We start from the raw sequence: 20,276 nt of genomic DNA, 5'->3' as shown, positions 1-20,276 counted from the left end.
TTTAATGATGGTGATGATGTCGGTATTTTTGGAGATTATTTTTTTTTCGCTCCCCTAGTATCAGGCGAGTAAAATTTGGTATTTCTAAATCTCTTGATCCTGCCCCGTAACCAATTTTTTTAATATTCATTTGGGGCTGAAAATCAAAGTTATTAGCCAATGCAGTAATAATTGCTGCCCCAGTAGGGGTTACTAACTCATTCATAATGCCTCTACTGTACGTAGGAATATCTCTTTGGGCTAGTATTTTTAGTGTTGCTGGTGCTGGTACAGGTATTACTCCATGAGCAGCCTTTACAAAGCCAGTGCCTAAATGAATAGGTGATACTATAATTTGAGGCCAGTTTAATAATTCTAAGGCTATGCAATTACCTACAATATCTACGATAGCATCTATGGCACCTACCTCGTGAAAATGCACTTCTTCTATAGTACTGCCATGCACATATGCTTCCGCCTCAGCTAAAACCCTAAATACTCTTATACTCTGCTCTTTAACTTTATCTGATAAATCTGATTCATTTATAATATTTGTTATCTCTGTTAAACCTCTGTGATGATGGTCTTCTGAGGTTTCTACATCCACTTTTGTACCAGTTACGCCGTTTTTTACCACAGTTTTACTAACTAGAGTATAGTTAGCTAATTTTAGTTTTGCTAGCTGTTCTTTTATAGAATTTAGTGATACACCTAAGTCAACAAATGCTCCAAGTAACATATCTCCAGCAATGCCACTATAAGCATGTACATATATTATACTCATTTTTATCTCCCTATGTGATTTATTAGTGAAGCAGCATACCCTGCTCCAAAACCATTATCAATATTTACAACAGTTATACCAGAGGCACAGCTCGTTAACATTGCTAATAAGGCTGATAAACCCTGAAAATTTGCTCCATAACCCACACTTGTAGGTACTGCAATTAACGGTTTGTAAACTAAACCCCCAACTACTGAAGCTAAAGCTCCTTCCATACCAGCAACTAACACAATAACAGTCGCTTCATCTAGCTTTTGTTTATTTTGAAGTAATCGATGAATACCTGCTACTCCTACATCATATAAACACTCAACCTCGTTGCCCATTATTTTAGCAGTTTCTACTGCCTCCTCAGCTACTGGTAAATCTGCTGTTCCTGCAGATATTACTAGTATTTTACCAATGCCAGTATTTATTAAATTTTTTTGGTAAGAAACAGTTTTTGCTAACTCATTAAAGCGTACAGTAGGTACTTTTTCTTTGATAGCTAAGTATTTTTCTTGAGTTGCCCTAGTAGCTAATACTCTATTGCTTTTATTAGCTAGTTTTGAAAATATTTCAGCAGTATGTTCTATAGTTTTGCCAGGACAATAAATAACCTCGGGAAAGCCTGACCTTAAGGCCCTGTGGTGGTCAATCTTGGCATAACCAAGGTCTTCAAATGGCAATTGCTCCAATTCTTTAACAGCCTGCTCTATGCCTATTTCATTAGAGCGCACTTTCGCTAATAATATTTTCAATTCTCTTTTTTCCATTTAATCGCTCCAATCTCTATAATATTACTTTAACGTTAGCAGGAATCCTCTTTCTATTATCAAAATATATCATAACAAAGATAGGAGGTACATAAAAGATGTTAACAAAATATCTAAATTTATTAAAGAATGAATATAGTGAACAACGAGCTTTTGATCACGTTACTAATATCAGTTTACATCACAGAATTCAAGCCAGCCCAGGACACCGAGCTGCTGCTAAGTATTGTGAAGGCATTTTTCGCCAAAGCGGCTTAAAAACCGAAATACTTTCTTATGCTGGTGATGGCAAAACAGAGTACTTTAAGTACCTTATGCCCCAAGAGTGGGTCGCAAGTAAGGGAATTTTAGAAATAGTTCAACCCACTCCAGAGGTTATTGCCAACTTTGAGAATGTTCCTATTTCTCTTATTCAGCGAAGTATAGCTACCGACCCTTTAGGAACTGAAGCTGAATTAATTATTTTAGATAAGGGTGATGAAGAGAGCAATTATTTAGACCTTGATTTTACAAATAAGTTTGTACTAACCTCAGGTAACTATGATTATATTAGAGAGTGGGCTATTAAACGAGGGGCTTTAGCTATTATCACAGACAGAATCGTTGAATTACCGCCCATAAGGCATCGCTATGATATGGGTGATGCCTTAACCTATACCTCATTTTGGTGGTATGGAGATGAGCAAAAGTGTTTTGGTTTTGTGTTATCTCCTAAAACAGGAGATAAACTACGTAGGTTAGCTCAAGACGGTGTTGTTAAATTAAAGGCAACTATTGATGCTAAGTTTTATAATGGTGAAATAGAGGTGGTAAATGCCCTAATCCCCGGGAAAAGTAAACAAGAGGTAGTATTGGTAGCGCATTTATGCCACCCTAAACCCTCCGCAAATGACAATGCCTCTGGGTGTGGGGTGTTGCTCGAAACTGCCAGAACCTTAAAGTTCTTAATTGATAGCAAAAAACTTTGTCAACCCAAGCGTAGTATTAGATTTTTGTTATTACCTGAGATGTCTGGAAGTTATGCTTTTTTAGCTAATAATGAATCTACAATACCTAATATGGTAGCAGCATTAAACTTGGATATGGTTGGACAAAAGCAAAGTTTATGCCATAGTCCTTTAATTGCTGAAATGCCTCCCCATGCAATAGGTCATTTTGCAGGTGATTTATTAAAAGAGGCTTTAAACACAGTTGCAGCAGAGGTAAGTAATTTAGCTGGAACTGCTAAGTATGCTTTATTTATGCATACAGTTACCCCATTCTCAGGGGGCAGTGACCACTATATTTTTAGCGATCCTACAATTGGGGTAGGCACTCCTATGTTAATTCAGTGGCCCGATAAGTACTACCATACTAGCCAAGATACTATAGATAAAGTTGACCCCAAGATGCTTAAAAGGGTAGGAACAATAGCAGCTCTGTATAGCTATTATTGCGCCACAGCTAAGAAAAGTGATGTTTTATGGTTGGCAGAGGCTATGTATCAAAACTATGTAAGTGCTATTGCCACTTATCTTAAACAACAATTTAGCAAAGCCTCTCTTTTAGCTGAAAATAGTGACTGGCAAAAGGTAATGGATCTAAAAGACTATAGCATTAAACATCTTAAATATTTACAGGATATTAAAATTGAGCAGTTTAAATCACTCGCAAAGTTTAATGAAAACCTTTACGATATTATACATGAATATTCAAATAAAACTACTGCTTTAACATCCTTTAAAATTAAAGAGTCCACTAATTTGTTTGAGGGACTATTCACTAAAAATGAAATAGCTATTAACAGTTTTTATACAACTGCTTGTGAAAATAATTTTACCAAAGAGGCAAAAACTATTATAGCGAAAAGGCTTAGTCGCGGGCCAATAAGCCTAAGAGGTAAATTAACTAATCTCTCAGCTGCTACATTAAGTGAATACAGGCACCTAAAAAAACTTTATGCTAAAGACTTTAGTAAGCTTACCTATTTAATGTACTGGATGGACGGCAAGCGTAATCTTGCTGAAATTATCACAAAGATAAAACATGAAACAAATCAATTTAATGCTGAGCCTGCTATTTTTATGGTTAAAATGTTAGTAGAGCTTGGTTTAGTTGAAGTTTAGCTTCTAATTTATAAAAAAGGTCTGCAGTTCAAATTTCAATTTCATTTTGAACTGCAGACCCTTCTATTTATTTCTCTTCTTCTTTTAAATCCTCTTTAACATAACCAATCTCTTTCAAAAACTTTTGCCATGCTAAATTTCTATTAAACTCCGCAGTAGTTAAGGCCTGCTCTAATTTAGCTACTTGCTCTCCAGCCTCTAACAAGGTTATTAAAGGACTCTCCCCTTTTCCACTATAACCAACATCAAAGCTAACTTGGGCTATATTCAGCTGGTTATTAACTAAAGCTAAGTTTTCTTGTATTTGCTGATATGCATAATCGGCATTCTGCCAATCCATATATGATTTTGTGATTGTTACCTCTGCATTAAGTGTAATTTGATTATACTCAAGCAGTTTACTATCCTTATACAAAGCAGATTCTTTAAACTCATTGCTGCTATCTTTATGTTTTTCATCAACATACTCTAAGTTTAGCTCTGCTAAACTTAATCCCTGAGCTGCTGTTACCATATCTGTTCTGTTAGTTTTAGCCATTTCTAAACCCTCTTCAAGGCTGATTTCAGTTAAAATCCACTCTGGCTCAGTAACAATAAACTCTTGATTAAGCGGCATACCTAATGCCACACAAAAATCTAATTTAGCTTTTTTTAGGCCAATTTCTGCATTATGAAGGTTTGCTTTCATGTTATTAAGTTGAATCTGGGCTAGCTCCAACTCTCTTTTAGATAATAGACCTTCCTTACTAGACTTTAAGGCATTTTTGTATTGCTCGCTTACTCTTTGCTCTGCTTTTTGCTGTACCTGTAATAATTTTTGCTTTTTAACTACCTCGTAATAAGCATTTTCAGCCTGTAATTTAATGCCCCTTTTAGCATCTTCATCGGCCTTTTTTAAGAGTATTGAGCCATTATCTATGGAGGTATTGATTATTTTTAAAGCCTGTTTCATGGTAAGTTTTCTTACAGATTTTAGTCCCATAAGGGACGCCGCTGTTTCATTAGCTGTTCTTATTGTTTGGGTCTTGCCAGATTTTATCTCAAAAAACTTCTCAGCTGAATCTTGGCTAGCCAATTCCATTGCTCCAATTAAATTATGAGTTGGATAATTTTTTACAGCTATTTCACTACCAAATTGTTGTATTAAATTATTAATAAAGCTTATACTAACCTGCCTATTGGTTAATATATCCCACTGATCTCCTATTTTACCAGTTGGAAATGTTAAGCTTTTTATAAAGCTTATTTCATGTTGTATTGCTAAAATACTCTCACTTAACATTTCTCCTGCATCCCTTAAATTTCTCTCTGCTTTGCGTAAATCATTATTTAATCTATCGGAGATAGTTACTTGTAAATTTTGCAACTCTATTTGTTTATTAGCTAATTGCCATTGAAGATTATTTTGTAATGCTGTATCTATGGCTTTATCTAAAGTAAATTCTATAAGAACTGACTCTTTATTCTCTATCTCTTTTTCACTTTCTGTTTCCGCTATATCAGTAGCTAAAGCCATTAAATTTATGCTAACCAACATTGTAATAATAAGTAATAATGATATACTTTTTTTTAACATTTATTTCACCCCTTATAGCTAATATTGTAAAGCTATTGTTAACTCTTAACAATTATTTTTTTTAAACAAAAACCTTGTTTTGTATAATAACTATACAGTTTTTTTATTTTGCTTGTTTTAATCTAAAAGAGGTTTGGTGTTTAAAACAATTTGACAAACACAAAACTGCTTAAACACAACTGAGTACTATTTGCAGAATTCATTACAGAATAAATGTATGTGGTGTTTTATAGTTTATAAACATAGTTGTTTTAGTAAAAAAAAGCTGTCTCTTTAGCTTTTTTAGCTAAAACGACAACCTTTTATTATTATTTTATTATCTACTAAAGCCAGTGACTTTTCTCAATATAATTAAAGCGTCTGTGAAGTCTACAATGCCATTGCTGGTAACATCAGCTATATTAAACTGCTGTTCATTAAAACTACTGAGCTGATTAACATCAAGCAATGCTACAACATCATTAATATCTACAATACTATCTAAATTACAATCACCCTGTTTTGTATTGGCAATTGGGTTTTCTATGGGGTTTGGATTTTGAGGCTGTGCAATTTCATTATTATTTACATCTGGATTAAGGGGCTCTGTCCTAGTTTGATCATTTTCTTCATGAATAGTTGCCTTTATTGATACTTGGCAAGTTACATTATCACCGAAGCTGATAGTTAGTACGGCATCTGTCTCTCCATAGATGTCTAACTCTAGCTCATAGCTATCGGTGTTAAATCCAGCTTGCCCTTGAATTTTTCCATTAGAATTAATCTGCATTAAGTAAGTATAGGCTTTGGAAATATATCCTACATCAATGTTATCATTCCAAAATGATAGTGGTATTTTTATAGTTTTAACTTCATTAGGATTAATCAATGTCTCTACTTTACTATGCAATGGCTTTACTTTATTAAAGGGTAAACTTTCTCGAGTTACTGTAACTTTATAAGCCTGCATCTCTCTTACAGTACTATCTACTTTTAAATATACTTGTTCATTTTTTTGCAAATAAACCACTAAAAAAAAGACGTTTTTTTCTCTAAACGTATTGCCAGTCCTCATAAATTTAATGTCACTATTATATAAATGCCCTCTTAGCTCAAGTTGCCCCGAGCCAAAAACAGTGTAATAGCCTGTTATGGGAGCCTCAAAAGTAAAGCAGTCTATATCATACTCTGTTGATAACTCACCGTTTACTTTTGCATTTAATTTAAGTTGCTTGGCATTAATAAACAGGTTTGTAATATCATCGTAATCTGCATAAGCAAAATTAACCTGTATAATTAGCATTATCATTAAAGCTAATCTGCCTATGTGTTTCACAATGGACCTCCCCCTATCTTATGTTTAGTTTCTATCACATTTAAACATATAGCCCACCCCACGTTTGGTGTGTATATATAGCGGGTTAGCCACATCATTATCCCTTAACTCTCTGCGTAGGTTACGAATATGAGCCATTACTGTACTATCATTTTGAGAAACTGGGTTGTTCCAAACCTTTTGATAAAGCTCTTTTTTACTTATATAGTTTCCTTCATTAAGCACCATATAAATAAGTAACTTCATAGCCATATCACTAAGCTTTAGTTCTCTTTCTTTAATATATGCCATTTTATTGGCAATATTAAGTTTAAAATCTCCACAGAAATATTGACCCTTCTCCTGTTTTTGGATAACCTGCCTTTTATGTAAGTTAAATTGCTCAGCAACTATATCCATTAACTGATCAATATTTCTTATATCTAAGTTATTGGCATTATCCATTACTATGTTTAGATAAACTCCGTGCTGTTTATCTTCTTCGGTTAAGAAAACAATTTTAGTATCTTTAACTTCTCTTATACATCCAGCAAGTTCAATACAATCACAATCTGTTGTAGCCATATCTATTACTATTAAATCATGTAATTTATCTTTATACAACGCTTTTCCTACATAACTTTTCTCAGCAACATCCACTAAACATCCTTCTGCTTCTAGATGCATTTTTAACAGTTCTTTAATTGATTGATCTGAGCTGATTATAAGCACTTTTTTTTGATTCAACATCTACCCTCCTTCTTCTATTTACAATGTTTTACGCTCTAATTATGGAACAATTGATTTAAAGTTTAGCTTCTTTTAATTTTAATTGCAAGTTTCTGAATATATAAGATAGACTAATGAAATATGTAAATGTTCCTAACATTCATTTATTAGTTTTAAAATCTACTTTTTTACAGTTCATTTAAAGCCCTAGGTTAAAATAAAAGTCTCTCTATAGAACTACTTATGTTTACAAACGTAGTTATACACAATATCCACAGGCAACTGTGTATAACATTTTAGGAGAAATATCATTTTACTTGCTAATAATTATTTTAAAAATATTGTATTATTAATAAATTTTAAATGGCAAATATTTATCTATTAATTATTAGGTAGTCGAATAGTATGGTATATTTCGATTTATTTCCACAATTTTTATTTCCCAGTATTCAAGTTATCCACAGAATGTGGATAACATGTGAACAAAACAACCGTACGCACTGATTGATTGTAGCATTTTTTACAACTATATATTGCTAATTGTCAATATTTATCTAAATTCCTTGTTGAACACTTAACTCTGTATACATTTTATCTTACTAAGGCGGCTATTTCCCTTGCAATAATTTTACTAATTTAAATATTTTATAGTTTAAAACTAAATAAATCATTAACTTTTTCACAATTGCTACTTAATGTTGTGGAAAATTACTTGCTGGTTTTTGAATGTACAAATATACTTAAAGCCAATATCTTTTAGTATATTAATTACACTATAATAGTTTTTACCGATTTGAGTATAGTTGTGTGCATCTGAACCAAATGTTACAATTTCCCCTCCACAATCATAATAAAGCTTAAGTAAATCTTTACTAGGATTATTATCATTTAAACCATAATAATGAAAGCCTGCTGAATTTACCTCAATACCTTTGCCATTAGCTATTAAAGTTTTGTAAATTTGTTTAATTATAGAATGGTATGGTTTCAAGCTTGAATTTTTCATCTCTATATTATATCTTTTAGGAACATCTAAATGTCCTAAGATATTAAATTGTTGAAAATTATTAATACTATTCAACATTTCTTCAAAATACCGCTGCCATAATTCTGTTGCTCCATATTTCACTACTAAATCCTTTTTAGTTAGGCTTACGTTTTCTACACTATGAACAGAAGCCAAGATAAAATCAAAATTATATGATGTAACTATTTTTTGATATCTCTCTAGTAAATGAGGTTGCAAACCAATTTCTACCCCACTTCTTATGGTTACTTTGCTGCTATATATCTCCTTAAGTCTCTTAAACTCTTTAAAATAAAGACTTGGATCAAATTCAAATGGCCTTTCTTTATAAAAAAAGTCTAAATCAATATGATCTGTGCAACAAATCTCTTTAAGCTGCTTTGTTATTGCTATTTTAATAATCTCTTCCATCTTCATTTTACTATCTATTGAAAAGTGACTGTGTATATGATAATCAAACATGCTCTTATTCCCCTTGTTATAATAATAGATAGTATATCAAGTATTTATATGTATGTCATTTAATAGATTAATGCATAAATTGCTATAATATTTAATTTATAATAAAATAGGTTATCAAATAATTATAAGGGGCTTAAAATGATTATTTATAAAAATAATTATATTCCACTTAAGTCTGAAATTTATGACCTGTATTCTGCAAATGGCTGGTTAGCTTATGCAAATAATATGACACTAACAATGCAAGGCATTGAAAACTCATTGTCTGTAATAACAGCCTATGATGATAATAAATTAGTAGGATTAATTAGAGTTATTGGTGATGGGGCAACTATTATATATATTCAGGACCTATTAGTAGATCCCCAATATCAAAAGAATGGAATTGGCAAAGCCTTATGAATATGGTTTTAAAAAAATATGAACATGTAAGGCAAAAGGTGCTTTTGACAGATGCAGGTAAAGATACTGAGTATGTACGCAAATTTTATAGTTCATTGGGCTTTGAAACCTGCAATAAGGGTATAACTGTAGCAATGGCAAGGTTTGATTCTTAACAATAAATGTTTGTTCAAAAACTAATATAAACGGAGTCGAAAGTTGACTGGCAAACAGCTTATCAGAAATAATGCTGCTTGTGACTCAGTACAGTTTTCGACTCCACTAGTATTATGACCATTAATTTAAGTTATATACATTTTTTAAACAAGTTTAAGTGCCTGTTCTATATCTGCTAGTAAGTCATTAGTATTTTCAAGTCCTATAGATACCCTTACCAATCCGGTTTCCACATTTTTATTTTTTCCATCGTAAGCAAGGTTTAACGCAAGGCTCTCAAATCCACCCCAGCTTACTCCAATATTAAAAAATTGAAGATTATCTACAAACCTTCTTGTTCCTTGTAGGTCAGAGTCAATTACAAAGCTAAATAATCCGCTATAGCCACTTAATTGTTGTTTAGCTAACTCATAGTTAGGGTGTGATTTTAAGCCCGGGTGATTGACTTTTTTAATCTTTGGATGTTTTTCTAAATACAATGCAATTTTTAAAGCACTCTCGCTATGATGCTTCATTCTTACAGGTAAGGTTCTAAGTCCTCGTAGTATTAACCAAGCCTCTATAGGGGCAATTTTAGCTCCTAGCAGGGCATGTTCAACTTCAAATATTGATTGAATTATTTCCTCACTAGCAACAGCAACTCCAGCAACAACATCACTATGACCCGACAAATATTTACTAGCTGAATGTACCACAACATCAATACCCATTGTTAAAGGATTTTGGTAAAGTGGTGTTGCCCAAGTATTATCTATAACAGTTCCTATTCCACGCTTTTTAGCAACAGCTGCAATTTTTTTTAAATCTAAAACTTCAAACACTAAACTTGTAGGACTTTCTAAATATATAAGGGTTGTATTATCTTTAATTGCATCTATTACATTATCTGTAGTTGCCTCAACATAGGTTGTTTTAATATTAAATTTATTAGCTAAGTACTTAGAGAAAAAATTAATAGTTGGTCCATATACTGTTTTTAGCGCAACTATATGGTCACCTGTTTTAACAAAGTTTAATATACTTGCAGAAATTGCTCCCATACCAGAGGAAAATAATTTAGCTCTCTCACCACACTCTAGCTTGGCAATTTTCTTTTCTGCTACTTCTACAGTTGGGTTTAATCCTCTAGTGTATAAATAACTACCTTTGGTGTTAAAGGCATTAGATATTGCCTCCATATTTTCAAATGTGAATAATGAGGTTTGAAATATTGGTGGGATTACAGAACCATGATACATTGATTTGTCTTCACCATAATGAGCTAACATTGTTTCCATAAACATATCATTATTTTTTTTCATAATATAACTCTCCTGTTAGTAGTGATTAAAAGTTCTACAAATTAAATTAATACCCTGCACTTAATTAGAAGTTTAAAAATATTGTAATAAAAAATAAATGGAGAAATTTAATGAAACAAGTACCGCCTGTCCTAATGTTTCATATTATGATTATGAGGAGGGTGATAATATGTGGTGTTGTCATACGCATAGATTTAATAATGTTACCAGTTTTGTTGCTGGACATCGCCATGCTGTATCTGCCACAACAGGTACAGTTAGACCAGTATGTTATGGTCATGAGCATCCAATAGCTACTGGTACATCTTATGTATTCGGACATGTTCACTCTATATGTGGTTGTACTTGCAGAGAGATTGTTAAGGGAAGAAAGCACATTCATGAAATTAGATGTGTTACCTCTTTTAAAGATGGACATTGTCATTACTTTAGAACACTAACAACAGCAGCTCCTAATCGTCCTGATTGCTGCTAGCTTTAGTATAGGTATCTATAACTAAAATTTATAACAAAGCAATTTTAGAAAAACACCTTAAAGGTGTTTTATTTTTTTGAATAATAATTATACATGTTGGCTAATCTTTTTATAAAGGAGGGTATTTATGAAACATATAAAACCATTTTTTAAGTTAGTTATAATTGGAGCATTAACTTTTTTACTAATAAGCTTGATAGTACCCTATTGCCTACAAAAAATATATGATTCTCGTCAAGAGGCCTTAAACACAATAGCCTTTAACGTAGAACAAGAACTTGAAGAGGCCTTAAATAGGCTAAATATTGTAGAAGACACTGACTTTTGGCTACTAAAAAATAGCGATAAACTATACCTAGAACCATGGGGAGTGACTGAGCACAAAAAAAATCAGTACCGCTTTTTAAGTAATATAACTAATAAAGATTGTACAGAGCTAAAAACATATAATATAAAATATTTAAGAGAAAACTTTGTTGTAATTTATGAAGGCAACGGTAATTTTAGAGTTAAAATTTTTAAAGAATAGCTACTTAAGATATCCTTAGTTTAAAAACAGATGACTTCTGTAAAATACAGAAATCATCTGTTAAATGTTATCCAGTTTTTATTATTAATATAGGAGTAACATACGCTCTAATATTAAATTATTTTTTATATATTTTATTAATAAATTTTATTTTTGAAGCTAAAATTTAACTTTAAACAAAGTTTGCTCATTAATATCTGTAGTCAAAGCCTCTAACGCTACACCTACTCTATGATATCTTACTTTCCATTGTTCTTCTTTTGTTGTATTAGGATCACCCAGCGGATAAGGTATAGAAAGGGTTGATACCATTTTATTTACACCTACTGTTTTTGAAACAGGTATTATATTTGCCATCTGAACCGCTGGTATTCCAGCTCTTTCAATTTCTTTTACAATCGTTGCACCGCAACGTGTACAGGTGCCTCAAGTAGATACTAAAATAACTCCATCTACTTCTGCTTCTTTTAAGTACTCTAGCATTTCTTTACCCATTCTAGCTGCCTCTGCTTGTGTTGTACCTGTTCCTACTGTAGCATAGTAATACTCGTGCAATTTACCAATTATTCCTTCTTTTTCATAATGCTTCATAACATCAACAGGCATAATAATATTTGGGTCTGCATTGGCTGCTGTAGGATCAAAACCTGCGTGAATTGTTTTAAATACCCCCGATTCTAACCGATCCATGTGCTCAATATTATATCTTCCCCATCTAGTTGCTGAGGCCGATTGAATTCTATCTGGGTTAGATACTGGTACAATACCACCTGATGTAACTAACGCTATAGTTGCTTTACTTAAGTCTTTAATTGGTGTAGCTACTGGAACTCTGTCTAGTTTAGGCATTGGCAATTCAGTTTTAAATGGCTGCTGATAGATTTTCTTTATAAACATATCAACAACCCTATCAGCTGCCATTACAGGTGGATCTAATACTACTTGATGCCTTATACCTCTGCTGTAATATCCCTCTTCTTCAGCAGGCAAAAGCTCTTCACCATTAAGTATTTTAAGCCCAAAACTAGTCATTGCTTTGGCATTTTTTCTCATACCTGCAGCGCTAGCTCCACCTTTAAAAATATAGATATCTTTGCGGAACATCTCTACACCAGGGTTTTCTTCATTCATAGAGGTAATTACTGGTATGTTAAAGTTTTCTTTTACAGCTTTACAAATATGACCACATGCAGTGCCATATCTACCAGCTCTAAATGCAGGACCTGCAAAGAAAATATCAAATTCTTTATCTTGTAAAAATCCTAAAATTATCTCAACTGCTTGTTCGGTTTTTGAACCCATAAAGTTATCACCACAGATAACTGTATGGGTAATCTCTACCTCATCACCAAGTTGCTTGTTTAATGCTAAGGCAGGCCCAACCAAGCCTTCTCTTATCTCTGGGGCATAATCAGCCTTATCTTCACCACCAATACCTGCAAAAAATTGATTTATATACAAAATTGCTTTTTTCATCTTTGCACCTCCTTAATATTCCTTTATTATTTTTGGAGACCATCCTACAATCTGATCACCACAGAACATTGAGTTTTCTTCCATAATTATTGAACCATCTTCTCTAACCGATGGGCCTAGTTTTTCATCATCAGCCCAGCCTCCACCAAATCCATCTCTTCCTAAAGACTCTAGCTCACCAATTACAGTTTTCATTGGTGGTAATTCTATTAACTCTGATACATTACCAGTGGTAACTATAGCATCTGCCTTTTCATCAAGTGTTACTTTTGGCTGTGATACTCCATCTCTACCAGGACTCTCTGTTGCTATTCCAGCAGTTTTTATACCTACATCTTCTAAAGTAACAATAGTACCTATTAAGTCTGCATCACAATTACCATAACCAGCTTGAACAATAATAGCACCCTCTGCTCCTATTGATTGAGCTATTTGTTTAACATATAATGCAGATCTTTCTTTTTCTTCTAAGACAATCTGTAGATTTGATACAATTACACCTAAAAAGTTTAGAGTTTTACCGTGCTCTTTATACACCCTTTTAATAACTGGAAAGTTTTGAATATCATATGTTGCCCACTTTGAAGAGCTCGGTGTAAAGCTACCGGAAATCATGGCACTATCTAAAATTTCATTAGGATGCATTAATGTTGGTAACATCTTTTTAGTATCCCATCCATATACCCGCTCATTAAACCCTGCTTGGTCTAGCTGGGATTGAGGAAGTAAAACTACAACTACTGAGGGTAGTTCATTTTCTTCTTTTGTGCGTTTTGTCATTGGCTTTAGTTCAAAGCTTTCTACCTCTTCAGCTGCTAAATCTTTTGTACAACTTCCTAGATATTCAGAAAGCCTCATCGCTGCTTTATTAATTGCAATATTTTGCTTTTGCTGTTCATATCTTTCATGCTCTTCATCAGTATCAGCTACTAAACAAATATTAATTAGCTGAGAATAATAGGTATGTTTAGCTCCTTCACCACACATATCAATTAAGCCGTCTTGAAACCCTCCCCAGTGTTTTCCAACAGATAGTACACTGATATTTTTTAGTGCATTAACTCTTCCGTTTCCTACTGGAGACACTTCACCAGTTATACCTGGATATAAAGTATTTCCATCAACTCTATACCTTGGCTCAAAAGCATCTTTAACAGGAATAATTCTCACCTCATCGCCTGGTTTAGCTATTACTAAATCGGCTTCGGTGATATGCTCATCTTCTCTAACAATTTTTAAAGCTTCTTCTTTATTTATTGTTAAAGTGCCCTCCTTATAAGAGGTATGATTACCAAAACGAACATCTTTAACATAAAAATTTCCAAATTCTAGTTTCATTTTGTTTCCACCCTTTCTTTATTAAGCTTATTTAACACTTAATTTAATTTATCAATAATCTTATAAATTATAATATCACAAACGCGTTCTTATTGTAAACATGTTCTATTTAATAACTTGTTTAATTGATAATATTTTATAGGTATGATAAGATACATTTAATGTTAATGGCTGTATTTTGTTACCTAAGTTGTTTATAGTAGATAAAATTTAGTCTTATAAATAAATTTAATGAAAGTCATTAATCAAAGCAAATTAGCTCTAATTATTAAGTTGGTGATAAAATATGAACAATAAAAAAGACATGCGAAGAAATATAAGAAAGTCGTATTTTATAAATGCAGCAGCAAAAATTATTAAAGATGAAGGAATTGACGCAATTACAGTTAGAAAAGTTGCCGATATCGCAGGATATAATAGTTCAACACTATACAATTATTTTGAAAATTTAGAACACTTAACCTTTTTGGCTGCTATGAAATTCATTAAGGACTATACATATAATTTACCTAAGTATATTGATAGTGCCAAAAACTCATTAGAAAGATATATAAAAATTTGGGAATGTTTCTGTCATCATTCATTTTTAAAGCCAAAAATTTATTATGCTCTCTTTTACTCAAAACATCATTTTGCGGTAGAAGACCCTATCAAAGAATTCTATAATATTTACCCAGAGGAACTTGGAGAACCCCCTATTAAGCTAAAAAATATGCTTTATAAACACGATATTTTTGAAAGAGGCATAACTATCCTAACCCCTTGTGTAGAAGAGGGATTTATAAATCAAAACGAACTAACTGAATTAAATGATGTTCATATTTTAATTTATCAGGGAATGGTTTCTAGAATTATAAATAAACAAATAGATTATTCTTTAGAAGAAGCTGAACAAGTTACTATGAAATATCTAAAAAATACCTTAAAAAAATACTTAAAAAGAGTTCAATAACAAATTGTATTGAACTCTTTTTTTGCTTAATAATAGCTACTATTTTTTACACTCTATGATACTGATGCTTTAGTACTTAAAGAGCTATCTTTAAGTCTTTTTTTAGACGATCCATTTTGGCTATCCTGCTTAAGCACTTTATACAGTGAAACACAACCTAATACCAAAATAATTGTGAAAGGCAAGGCAACAGCAATAACAGCATTCTGCAAGGTTTTAATTCCACCCCCACCTGCAAGCAACAAGGCGACTGCTAATAGCGATTGAATTATTCCCCAAACTATCTTCTTTTTAGTTGATGGGTTTAGGTTTCCATGAGATGAAAACATACCAAGTACAAATGTTGCAGAATCAGCTGAAGTAACAAAAAACGTAACTAATAGTATTACGGTAATAAAGGAAATAATACCACCTAACGGATAATGACTCATAACAACAAAGAAGGCTGTTTCAGTTACTTGAACTGCTTTAGTTGCAATATCACTACCTAAGTTCATTCCAACTGTACCATAAGTGGCCATCCATAATGCACTTCCTAAAACAGGACCAACCATAACACCCAAAACAAACTCTTTGATTGTTCTTCCTCTTGATATTCTGGCAATAAAAGAGCCCACAAATGGTGCCCAAGACAGAGTCCAAGCCCAATAGAATATGGTCCAGCCACCTATCCAAGAATTATCTCCAAAGGGTTCCATATGCAAACTAGTCCTTATAATATCACTTATATACATACCCATGCCATTTGTAAAGGCACTAATGATTTTTACAGTAGGTCCTACAAGAATAGTTAGAGTTAAAATAATAAATGCTAAAGCTACATTAGTATTAGATAACCATTTGATTCCTTTGTTTAAGCCAGTTATAGCTGATATCATAAATGCAATGGTAACCAAAACAATTATGACAACTTGAACTAAAGTTGTTTTTGGTAATCCATATAGATAATTAAGACCACCATTTATTTGAAGTGTTCCCATTCCTAATGAACAAGCAACTCCTGTAACGGTTGCAAAAATAGCAAAGATATCAATTGCTTTACCAATTGGTCCTCTTACTCTTTTTTCACCAATCAAAGGAACAAAAATTGAACTTATTAAGCCAGGAGCTCCTTTTCTAAACTGGAAATAGGCAAGTGCAAGTGCCATCACTCCATGGGTAGCCCAAATATGGAATCCCCAATGTGTAATAGACATCTTTATTGAAAAATCTGCTGCGGCTGATGACCCTGCTACAGCACCTGAGAATCCAGCTGGATTAATGAAATGATTTAGCGGCTCTGCTACACCCCAGAATATAAGGCCTATACCCATACCGGCACTAAACAACATCGAAAACCATGAAATATTACTATACTCTGGCTTTGAATCGTCTGGCCCAAGCTTTATTTTTCCATATTTGCTAAACGCCAGCCCAAGTGCAAACACAATAAACATTGATACTGCTATAAGATAAAACCAACCAAAATTATCTAGCATATAACCCAATAAATGATTAGCTGTTTTTTCAAAGTTCTTTGGCACTATAATTCCCCAAAGCACTACTGCAAAAACTACAGCTACTGAAATAAAGAATACACTATTACCTTTTTTTGGTTTTAACCCTGCTTTCTCCTTACTCATAATTCTCCTCCCACACATATGTTTTTCCTAAAATAAGCATAGCATAAACACATTCAACTATCAAACATGTTCTTTATATTAACTTGTTTTATTTTGTGTTTTTTTTCTAATATCTTAAAAAATACTATGATAAAAATATTTTTTTACGTTAAAAAGGAAGCCTTAACATAAGCTTCCTTTTATTATTAAGATATGTGACAACTAAAACGTTGTTATCTGTGTGTTACTTTCATCTCATTTTCATCTCTGAAACATATCACGCATAGTATAAAATCCTGCTTGTTGTTGCACCAACCACTCGGCTGCTTTAATTGCACCATTTACAAATATTTTACGTGATAAAGCTTGGTGTTTTATTTCTATTATTTCATCATCACGCGCAAATAATACACTATGTTCTCCTGCTATTGTACCTGCCCTAATAGAATGAACACCAATGTCTCCTTTTGTTCTCTTGAACTCCCCTAACCCCCTACCATAAATAGGTTGGGTTAAGCTTACATTATTGGTTTCTAAGATATGCAAAAGCTCTCTAGCTGTTCCACTAGGACTATCCTTTTTTCTGTTATGATGTTTTTCTAGCAGCTCAATATCCCAATCTCCTAAGAGGCTTACCATTTTTTCAAGTATTATTTTAACTATATTAACGCCCATTGAGGTGTTACCAGCTACTAAAACAGGGCATTTATGGGATGCCTTTTTAATAAGGTCTAAATCACTTTCACTATAACCAGTTGTACACAGCAATAACGGCTTTTTAGTTTTTAAGCCCCATTGAATTATATCTGGCAGATTATTTGGGTGCGAAAAATCGATTACAATGTCTGCTTCACCTTCGAATTGAGATAAGCATTTTATTCCCTCATTATTTAATGGTGTTATTTCAGCTACCAGTTGTATATCATTACATTTTTTTACTTGGTCAACCAGCATATTACCCATAACGCCATCGGATCCATATACTATAGCTTTCATTTACTTCTCCTTAACTATATAGTTTTTACATATAGTAATTTATTCTTGTTTTATCTATAGAAGATTGTATTTATTTAATTCTTGTTTAAGAATCTCCAGTGTATCTTTTTGCATATCAACTAGTGGTAATCGTAGTTCGCCACTGCAAAGATTGAGTAACTGCATGGCCTTTTTTACTGGTATAGGGTTGTTCTCTAAAAAGAGAGATTTTACAACACCATTCATTTTTAATTGCATTTCTAAGGCTTTTTTAGTATTGCCTTTTAAGTATTCATGTACTAATACAGATGTTTCCTTTGGTAGAATATTTCCAACAACTGTTATAACACCTTGCCCCCCTAAAGATAATACAGGAACAATATGATCATCATTACCCGAGTATATTATAAAATCACTAGGACAAATCCTTGCTATTTCAGCAATCTGAGAGATATTTCCACTAGCTTCTTTTATTGCAACTATATTAGGAATATTAGCTAATTGCTTAACAGTTTGAGCAGTAATATTACAGCCAGTACGTGATGGCACATTGTAAACTATTATTGGTGTATTTACAGAATCAGCTATTACCTTAAAGTGCTCTATAATGCCTTGCTGAGAGGTTCTATTATAATAAGGATTAATTACTAGCAAACCATCCACACCAACAGACTCAGCATATTGACTAAGCTCTACGGCATGTTTAGTATTATTACTACCAGTTCCTGCAACAACAGGAATCCTTCCTGCCACCTTTTCTACGGTAAATTTAATCAAACTCTGTTGTTCTTCTGTTGTCATTGCAGATGCTTCACCAGTTGTTCCACAAACAACAATACAATCTGTACCTTCTTTAATATGCCACTCAAGTAGTTCTTGATACTGATTATAGTTAATCGTTTTATCTGCAATAAATGGGGTTACAATCGCTACACCAGATCCTTTAAAAAGCATTCTATCAACTCCAAATAAGGTTTTATTCTAAAGTATCAACGTTTACATCACATTCGTGTAATCTATTGATTTCTTCACGCTTGGTTATTAGTATATCCTTACTGTTCTTAACTGCTACCATAGCAGGTCGTGGTAAACCATTATAATTACTTGCCATTGAATAATTATAGGCACCCGTCGCAGCAACTGCTATGATGTCACCATTTTTGGTTTCTGGAAAAACAATGTCATCTATTAAAATATCACCTGACTCACAGCATTTGCCGGCTACCGCTACCCTATTTATAGGGTCTTGTAACATTTTGTCAACAATCACTGCCTCATACTGAGCATTATATAATGCTGGACGAGGGTTATCCGACATACCTCCATCAACCATTAAATATTTACGTCCACTATAGGTTGTTTTATGAGCTTCTATTTTGTAAAGAGTAGTACCTGCAGCACCTACTATAGATCTACCCGGCTCAATAATCACCTTTTTTATATTTAAATTATTCTTTTTTATTTGTTCTTCAGTCTTTTTTATAACTGCTGGTAACAAAGCAGATAAATCAGGTGGGGTATCTCTTTTAGCATAGTAAATTGCAAAACCACCACCATAGTTAATTTCTGTTAACTCTATTCCAGTTTTATTTAATATCTCTAAACAGAAATTAAGCATTACTTCTACCGTTCTCATAAAAGCTGCTTCTTCATTAATTTGTGATCCAATATGACAATGTATACCTACTAATTCAATATGTGGATCATTTTTTAATTGTTTAATTTTTTCATAAGAATTTTGGCGATAGAGTGATATGCCAAATTTAGATGAATCTAGGGCCGTTCTTAAATATTTATGGGTGTGTGTTTTAACACCAGGATTAACCCTTATAAGTATTTTAGTTTTATAGTCATTTTTGGTGCAGATTTCTTTAATTCTGTCTAATTCATCAAAGTTATCAACAACAATTCTACCTACACCATGTTTTAAGGCAAACTCAAGCTCAGCCTCTGATTTAGCATTTCCATGTAAATAAACTCTGTTTAGAGGATAATTGCATTTATGCAACAACACCATATCCCCTTTAGATATTACATCTATACCTAAACCATTTTCAGCAATTAGATTACACATGTAGCCATTAATAAGAGCCTTAGAGGCATAAACAATCTGAGTATCAAGAATATCTGAACTAAACCATGATTTAAAGTTTTTTATGTTTTCTTCAATACATTGTTGATCAATTATATATAATGGAGTTTTATATTTTTGAGCCAATTGTTTAGTACTTACATTTCCTACTGTTAAAACACCTTCACTATTAACTCGCATAGTTCCTCTTAATTTCACGATAACTCCCCCTAGCACATTCTCATAATAAGTTGCAGAATAGTTTCCACTACTTATTTTTTGTTATAAC

General features: G+C 32.8%; 19 protein-coding genes. 6 read left to right on the top strand and 13 right to left on the bottom strand.

Going from position 1 to position 20,276, the window contains the following annotated elements:
* Window position 1: 1 nt before the first annotated feature.
* Together larC and larB are read right to left on the bottom strand one after the other, a co-directional pair.
* Window positions 2–763 carry a nickel pincer cofactor biosynthesis protein LarC gene (gene larC / locus IMX26_RS18150; protein WP_195158572.1) on the bottom strand — a complete coding sequence of 254 codons (762 nt, stop codon included), beginning with the start codon at window positions 761–763 and terminating at the stop codon, window positions 2–4.
* 2 nt (window positions 764–765) lie between these two features.
* Entirely contained in the window at window positions 766–1,518 is a 753-nt protein-coding gene (larB, locus tag IMX26_RS11710; RefSeq protein ID WP_195158571.1) for a nickel pincer cofactor biosynthesis protein LarB, read from the bottom strand.
* Window positions 1,519–1,616: 98 nt separating this feature from the next.
* Between larB and IMX26_RS11705 the strand changes: the two genes are divergently transcribed.
* Complete coding sequence (locus IMX26_RS11705) at window positions 1,617–3,623, top strand: DUF4910 domain-containing protein (protein WP_195158570.1); 2,007 nt, start codon at window positions 1,617–1,619, stop codon at window positions 3,621–3,623.
* A 67-nt stretch (window positions 3,624–3,690) separates the two neighbouring features.
* Here IMX26_RS11705 and IMX26_RS11700 read toward each other — a convergent pair whose 3' ends face one another.
* The 4 genes from IMX26_RS11700 to IMX26_RS11685 all read right to left on the bottom strand — a co-directional run bounded on the left by IMX26_RS11700 (window position 3,691) and on the right by IMX26_RS11685 (window position 8,711).
* Complete coding sequence (locus IMX26_RS11700; protein ID WP_195158569.1) at window positions 3,691–5,199, bottom strand: TolC family protein; 1,509 nt, start codon at window positions 5,197–5,199, stop codon at window positions 3,691–3,693.
* A 316-nt stretch (window positions 5,200–5,515) separates the two neighbouring features.
* A complete protein-coding gene (locus tag IMX26_RS11695; RefSeq protein ID WP_195158568.1) occupies window positions 5,516–6,514 on the bottom strand; it encodes a dockerin type I repeat-containing protein in 999 nt (332 codons plus the stop codon).
* 24 nt (window positions 6,515–6,538) lie between these two features.
* Window positions 6,539–7,243, bottom strand: a complete 705-nt coding sequence (locus tag IMX26_RS11690; protein ID WP_195158567.1) for a response regulator transcription factor — start codon at window positions 7,241–7,243, stop codon at window positions 6,539–6,541.
* A 667-nt stretch (window positions 7,244–7,910) separates the two neighbouring features.
* Window positions 7,911–8,711 carry a histidinol-phosphatase HisJ family protein gene (locus IMX26_RS11685; protein WP_195158566.1) on the bottom strand — a complete coding sequence of 267 codons (801 nt, stop codon included), beginning with the start codon at window positions 8,709–8,711 and terminating at the stop codon, window positions 7,911–7,913.
* A gap of 138 nt (window positions 8,712–8,849) precedes the next feature.
* Here IMX26_RS11685 and IMX26_RS17935 point away from each other — a divergent pair, with 138 nt between their 5' ends.
* Together IMX26_RS17935 and IMX26_RS17930 are read left to right on the top strand one after the other, a co-directional pair.
* Window positions 8,850–9,113, top strand: coding sequence for a GNAT family N-acetyltransferase (locus tag IMX26_RS17935; protein ID WP_243259117.1), 264 nt, complete (start codon window positions 8,850–8,852; stop codon window positions 9,111–9,113).
* 2 nt (window positions 9,114–9,115) lie between these two features.
* Window positions 9,116–9,268, top strand: coding sequence for a hypothetical protein (locus IMX26_RS17930; protein ID WP_243259113.1), 153 nt, complete (start codon window positions 9,116–9,118; stop codon window positions 9,266–9,268).
* Window positions 9,269–9,412: 144 nt separating this feature from the next.
* Here IMX26_RS17930 and IMX26_RS11675 read toward each other — a convergent pair whose 3' ends face one another.
* Complete coding sequence (locus IMX26_RS11675) at window positions 9,413–10,570, bottom strand: PLP-dependent aspartate aminotransferase family protein (RefSeq protein WP_243259111.1); 1,158 nt, start codon at window positions 10,568–10,570, stop codon at window positions 9,413–9,415.
* 97 nt (window positions 10,571–10,667) lie between these two features.
* On the opposite strand from IMX26_RS11675, the gene IMX26_RS11670 reads away from it, so the two are divergent.
* Both IMX26_RS11670 and IMX26_RS11665 read left to right on the top strand, forming a co-directional pair.
* Entirely contained in the window at window positions 10,668–11,045 is a 378-nt protein-coding gene (locus IMX26_RS11670) for a YmaF family protein (protein WP_195158565.1), read from the top strand.
* Between the two features lie 127 nt (window positions 11,046–11,172).
* Window positions 11,173–11,574 (top strand): hypothetical protein, encoded by a 402-nt coding sequence (locus IMX26_RS11665; RefSeq protein WP_195158564.1) that lies wholly within the window; start codon window positions 11,173–11,175, stop codon window positions 11,572–11,574.
* 159 nt (window positions 11,575–11,733) lie between these two features.
* On the opposite strand, the gene grdH is transcribed toward IMX26_RS11665, so the two are convergent.
* Window positions 11,734–13,050 carry a betaine reductase selenoprotein B gene (gene grdH, locus IMX26_RS11660; protein WP_195158563.1) on the bottom strand — a complete coding sequence of 439 codons (1,317 nt, stop codon included), beginning with the start codon at window positions 13,048–13,050 and terminating at the stop codon, window positions 11,734–11,736.
* Between the two features lie 12 nt (window positions 13,051–13,062).
* Window positions 13,063–14,388 (bottom strand): glycine/sarcosine/betaine reductase component B subunit, encoded by a 1,326-nt coding sequence (locus IMX26_RS11655; RefSeq protein WP_195158562.1) that lies wholly within the window; start codon window positions 14,386–14,388, stop codon window positions 13,063–13,065.
* Window positions 14,389–14,674: 286 nt separating this feature from the next.
* Between IMX26_RS11655 and IMX26_RS11650 the strand changes: the two genes are divergently transcribed.
* Window positions 14,675–15,340, top strand: coding sequence for a TetR/AcrR family transcriptional regulator (locus IMX26_RS11650; RefSeq protein WP_195158561.1), 666 nt, complete (start codon window positions 14,675–14,677; stop codon window positions 15,338–15,340).
* A gap of 53 nt (window positions 15,341–15,393) precedes the next feature.
* On the opposite strand, the gene IMX26_RS11645 is transcribed toward IMX26_RS11650, so the two are convergent.
* From IMX26_RS11645 to lysA, 4 genes are all read right to left on the bottom strand, one after another.
* A complete protein-coding gene (locus IMX26_RS11645; protein ID WP_195158560.1) occupies window positions 15,394–16,962 on the bottom strand; it encodes a BCCT family transporter in 1,569 nt (522 codons plus the stop codon).
* A 240-nt stretch (window positions 16,963–17,202) separates the two neighbouring features.
* Window positions 17,203–17,937 (bottom strand): 4-hydroxy-tetrahydrodipicolinate reductase, encoded by a 735-nt coding sequence (gene dapB / locus IMX26_RS11640; RefSeq protein WP_195158559.1) that lies wholly within the window; start codon window positions 17,935–17,937, stop codon window positions 17,203–17,205.
* A 54-nt stretch (window positions 17,938–17,991) separates the two neighbouring features.
* Entirely contained in the window at window positions 17,992–18,870 is an 879-nt protein-coding gene (dapA, locus tag IMX26_RS11635; protein WP_195158558.1) for a 4-hydroxy-tetrahydrodipicolinate synthase, read from the bottom strand.
* Window positions 18,871–18,892: 22 nt separating this feature from the next.
* Window positions 18,893–20,206 (bottom strand): diaminopimelate decarboxylase, encoded by a 1,314-nt coding sequence (gene lysA / locus IMX26_RS11630; RefSeq protein ID WP_195158557.1) that lies wholly within the window; start codon window positions 20,204–20,206, stop codon window positions 18,893–18,895.
* Window positions 20,207–20,276: the final 70 nt, after the last annotated feature.

The organism is Clostridium sp. 'deep sea', assembly GCF_014931565.1.
Classification (GTDB): domain Bacteria; phylum Bacillota; class UBA994; order PWPR01; family PWPR01.
Note: the sequence above shows the minus strand (reverse complement) of the source record. Positions and strands in the feature narration are given on the sequence as shown.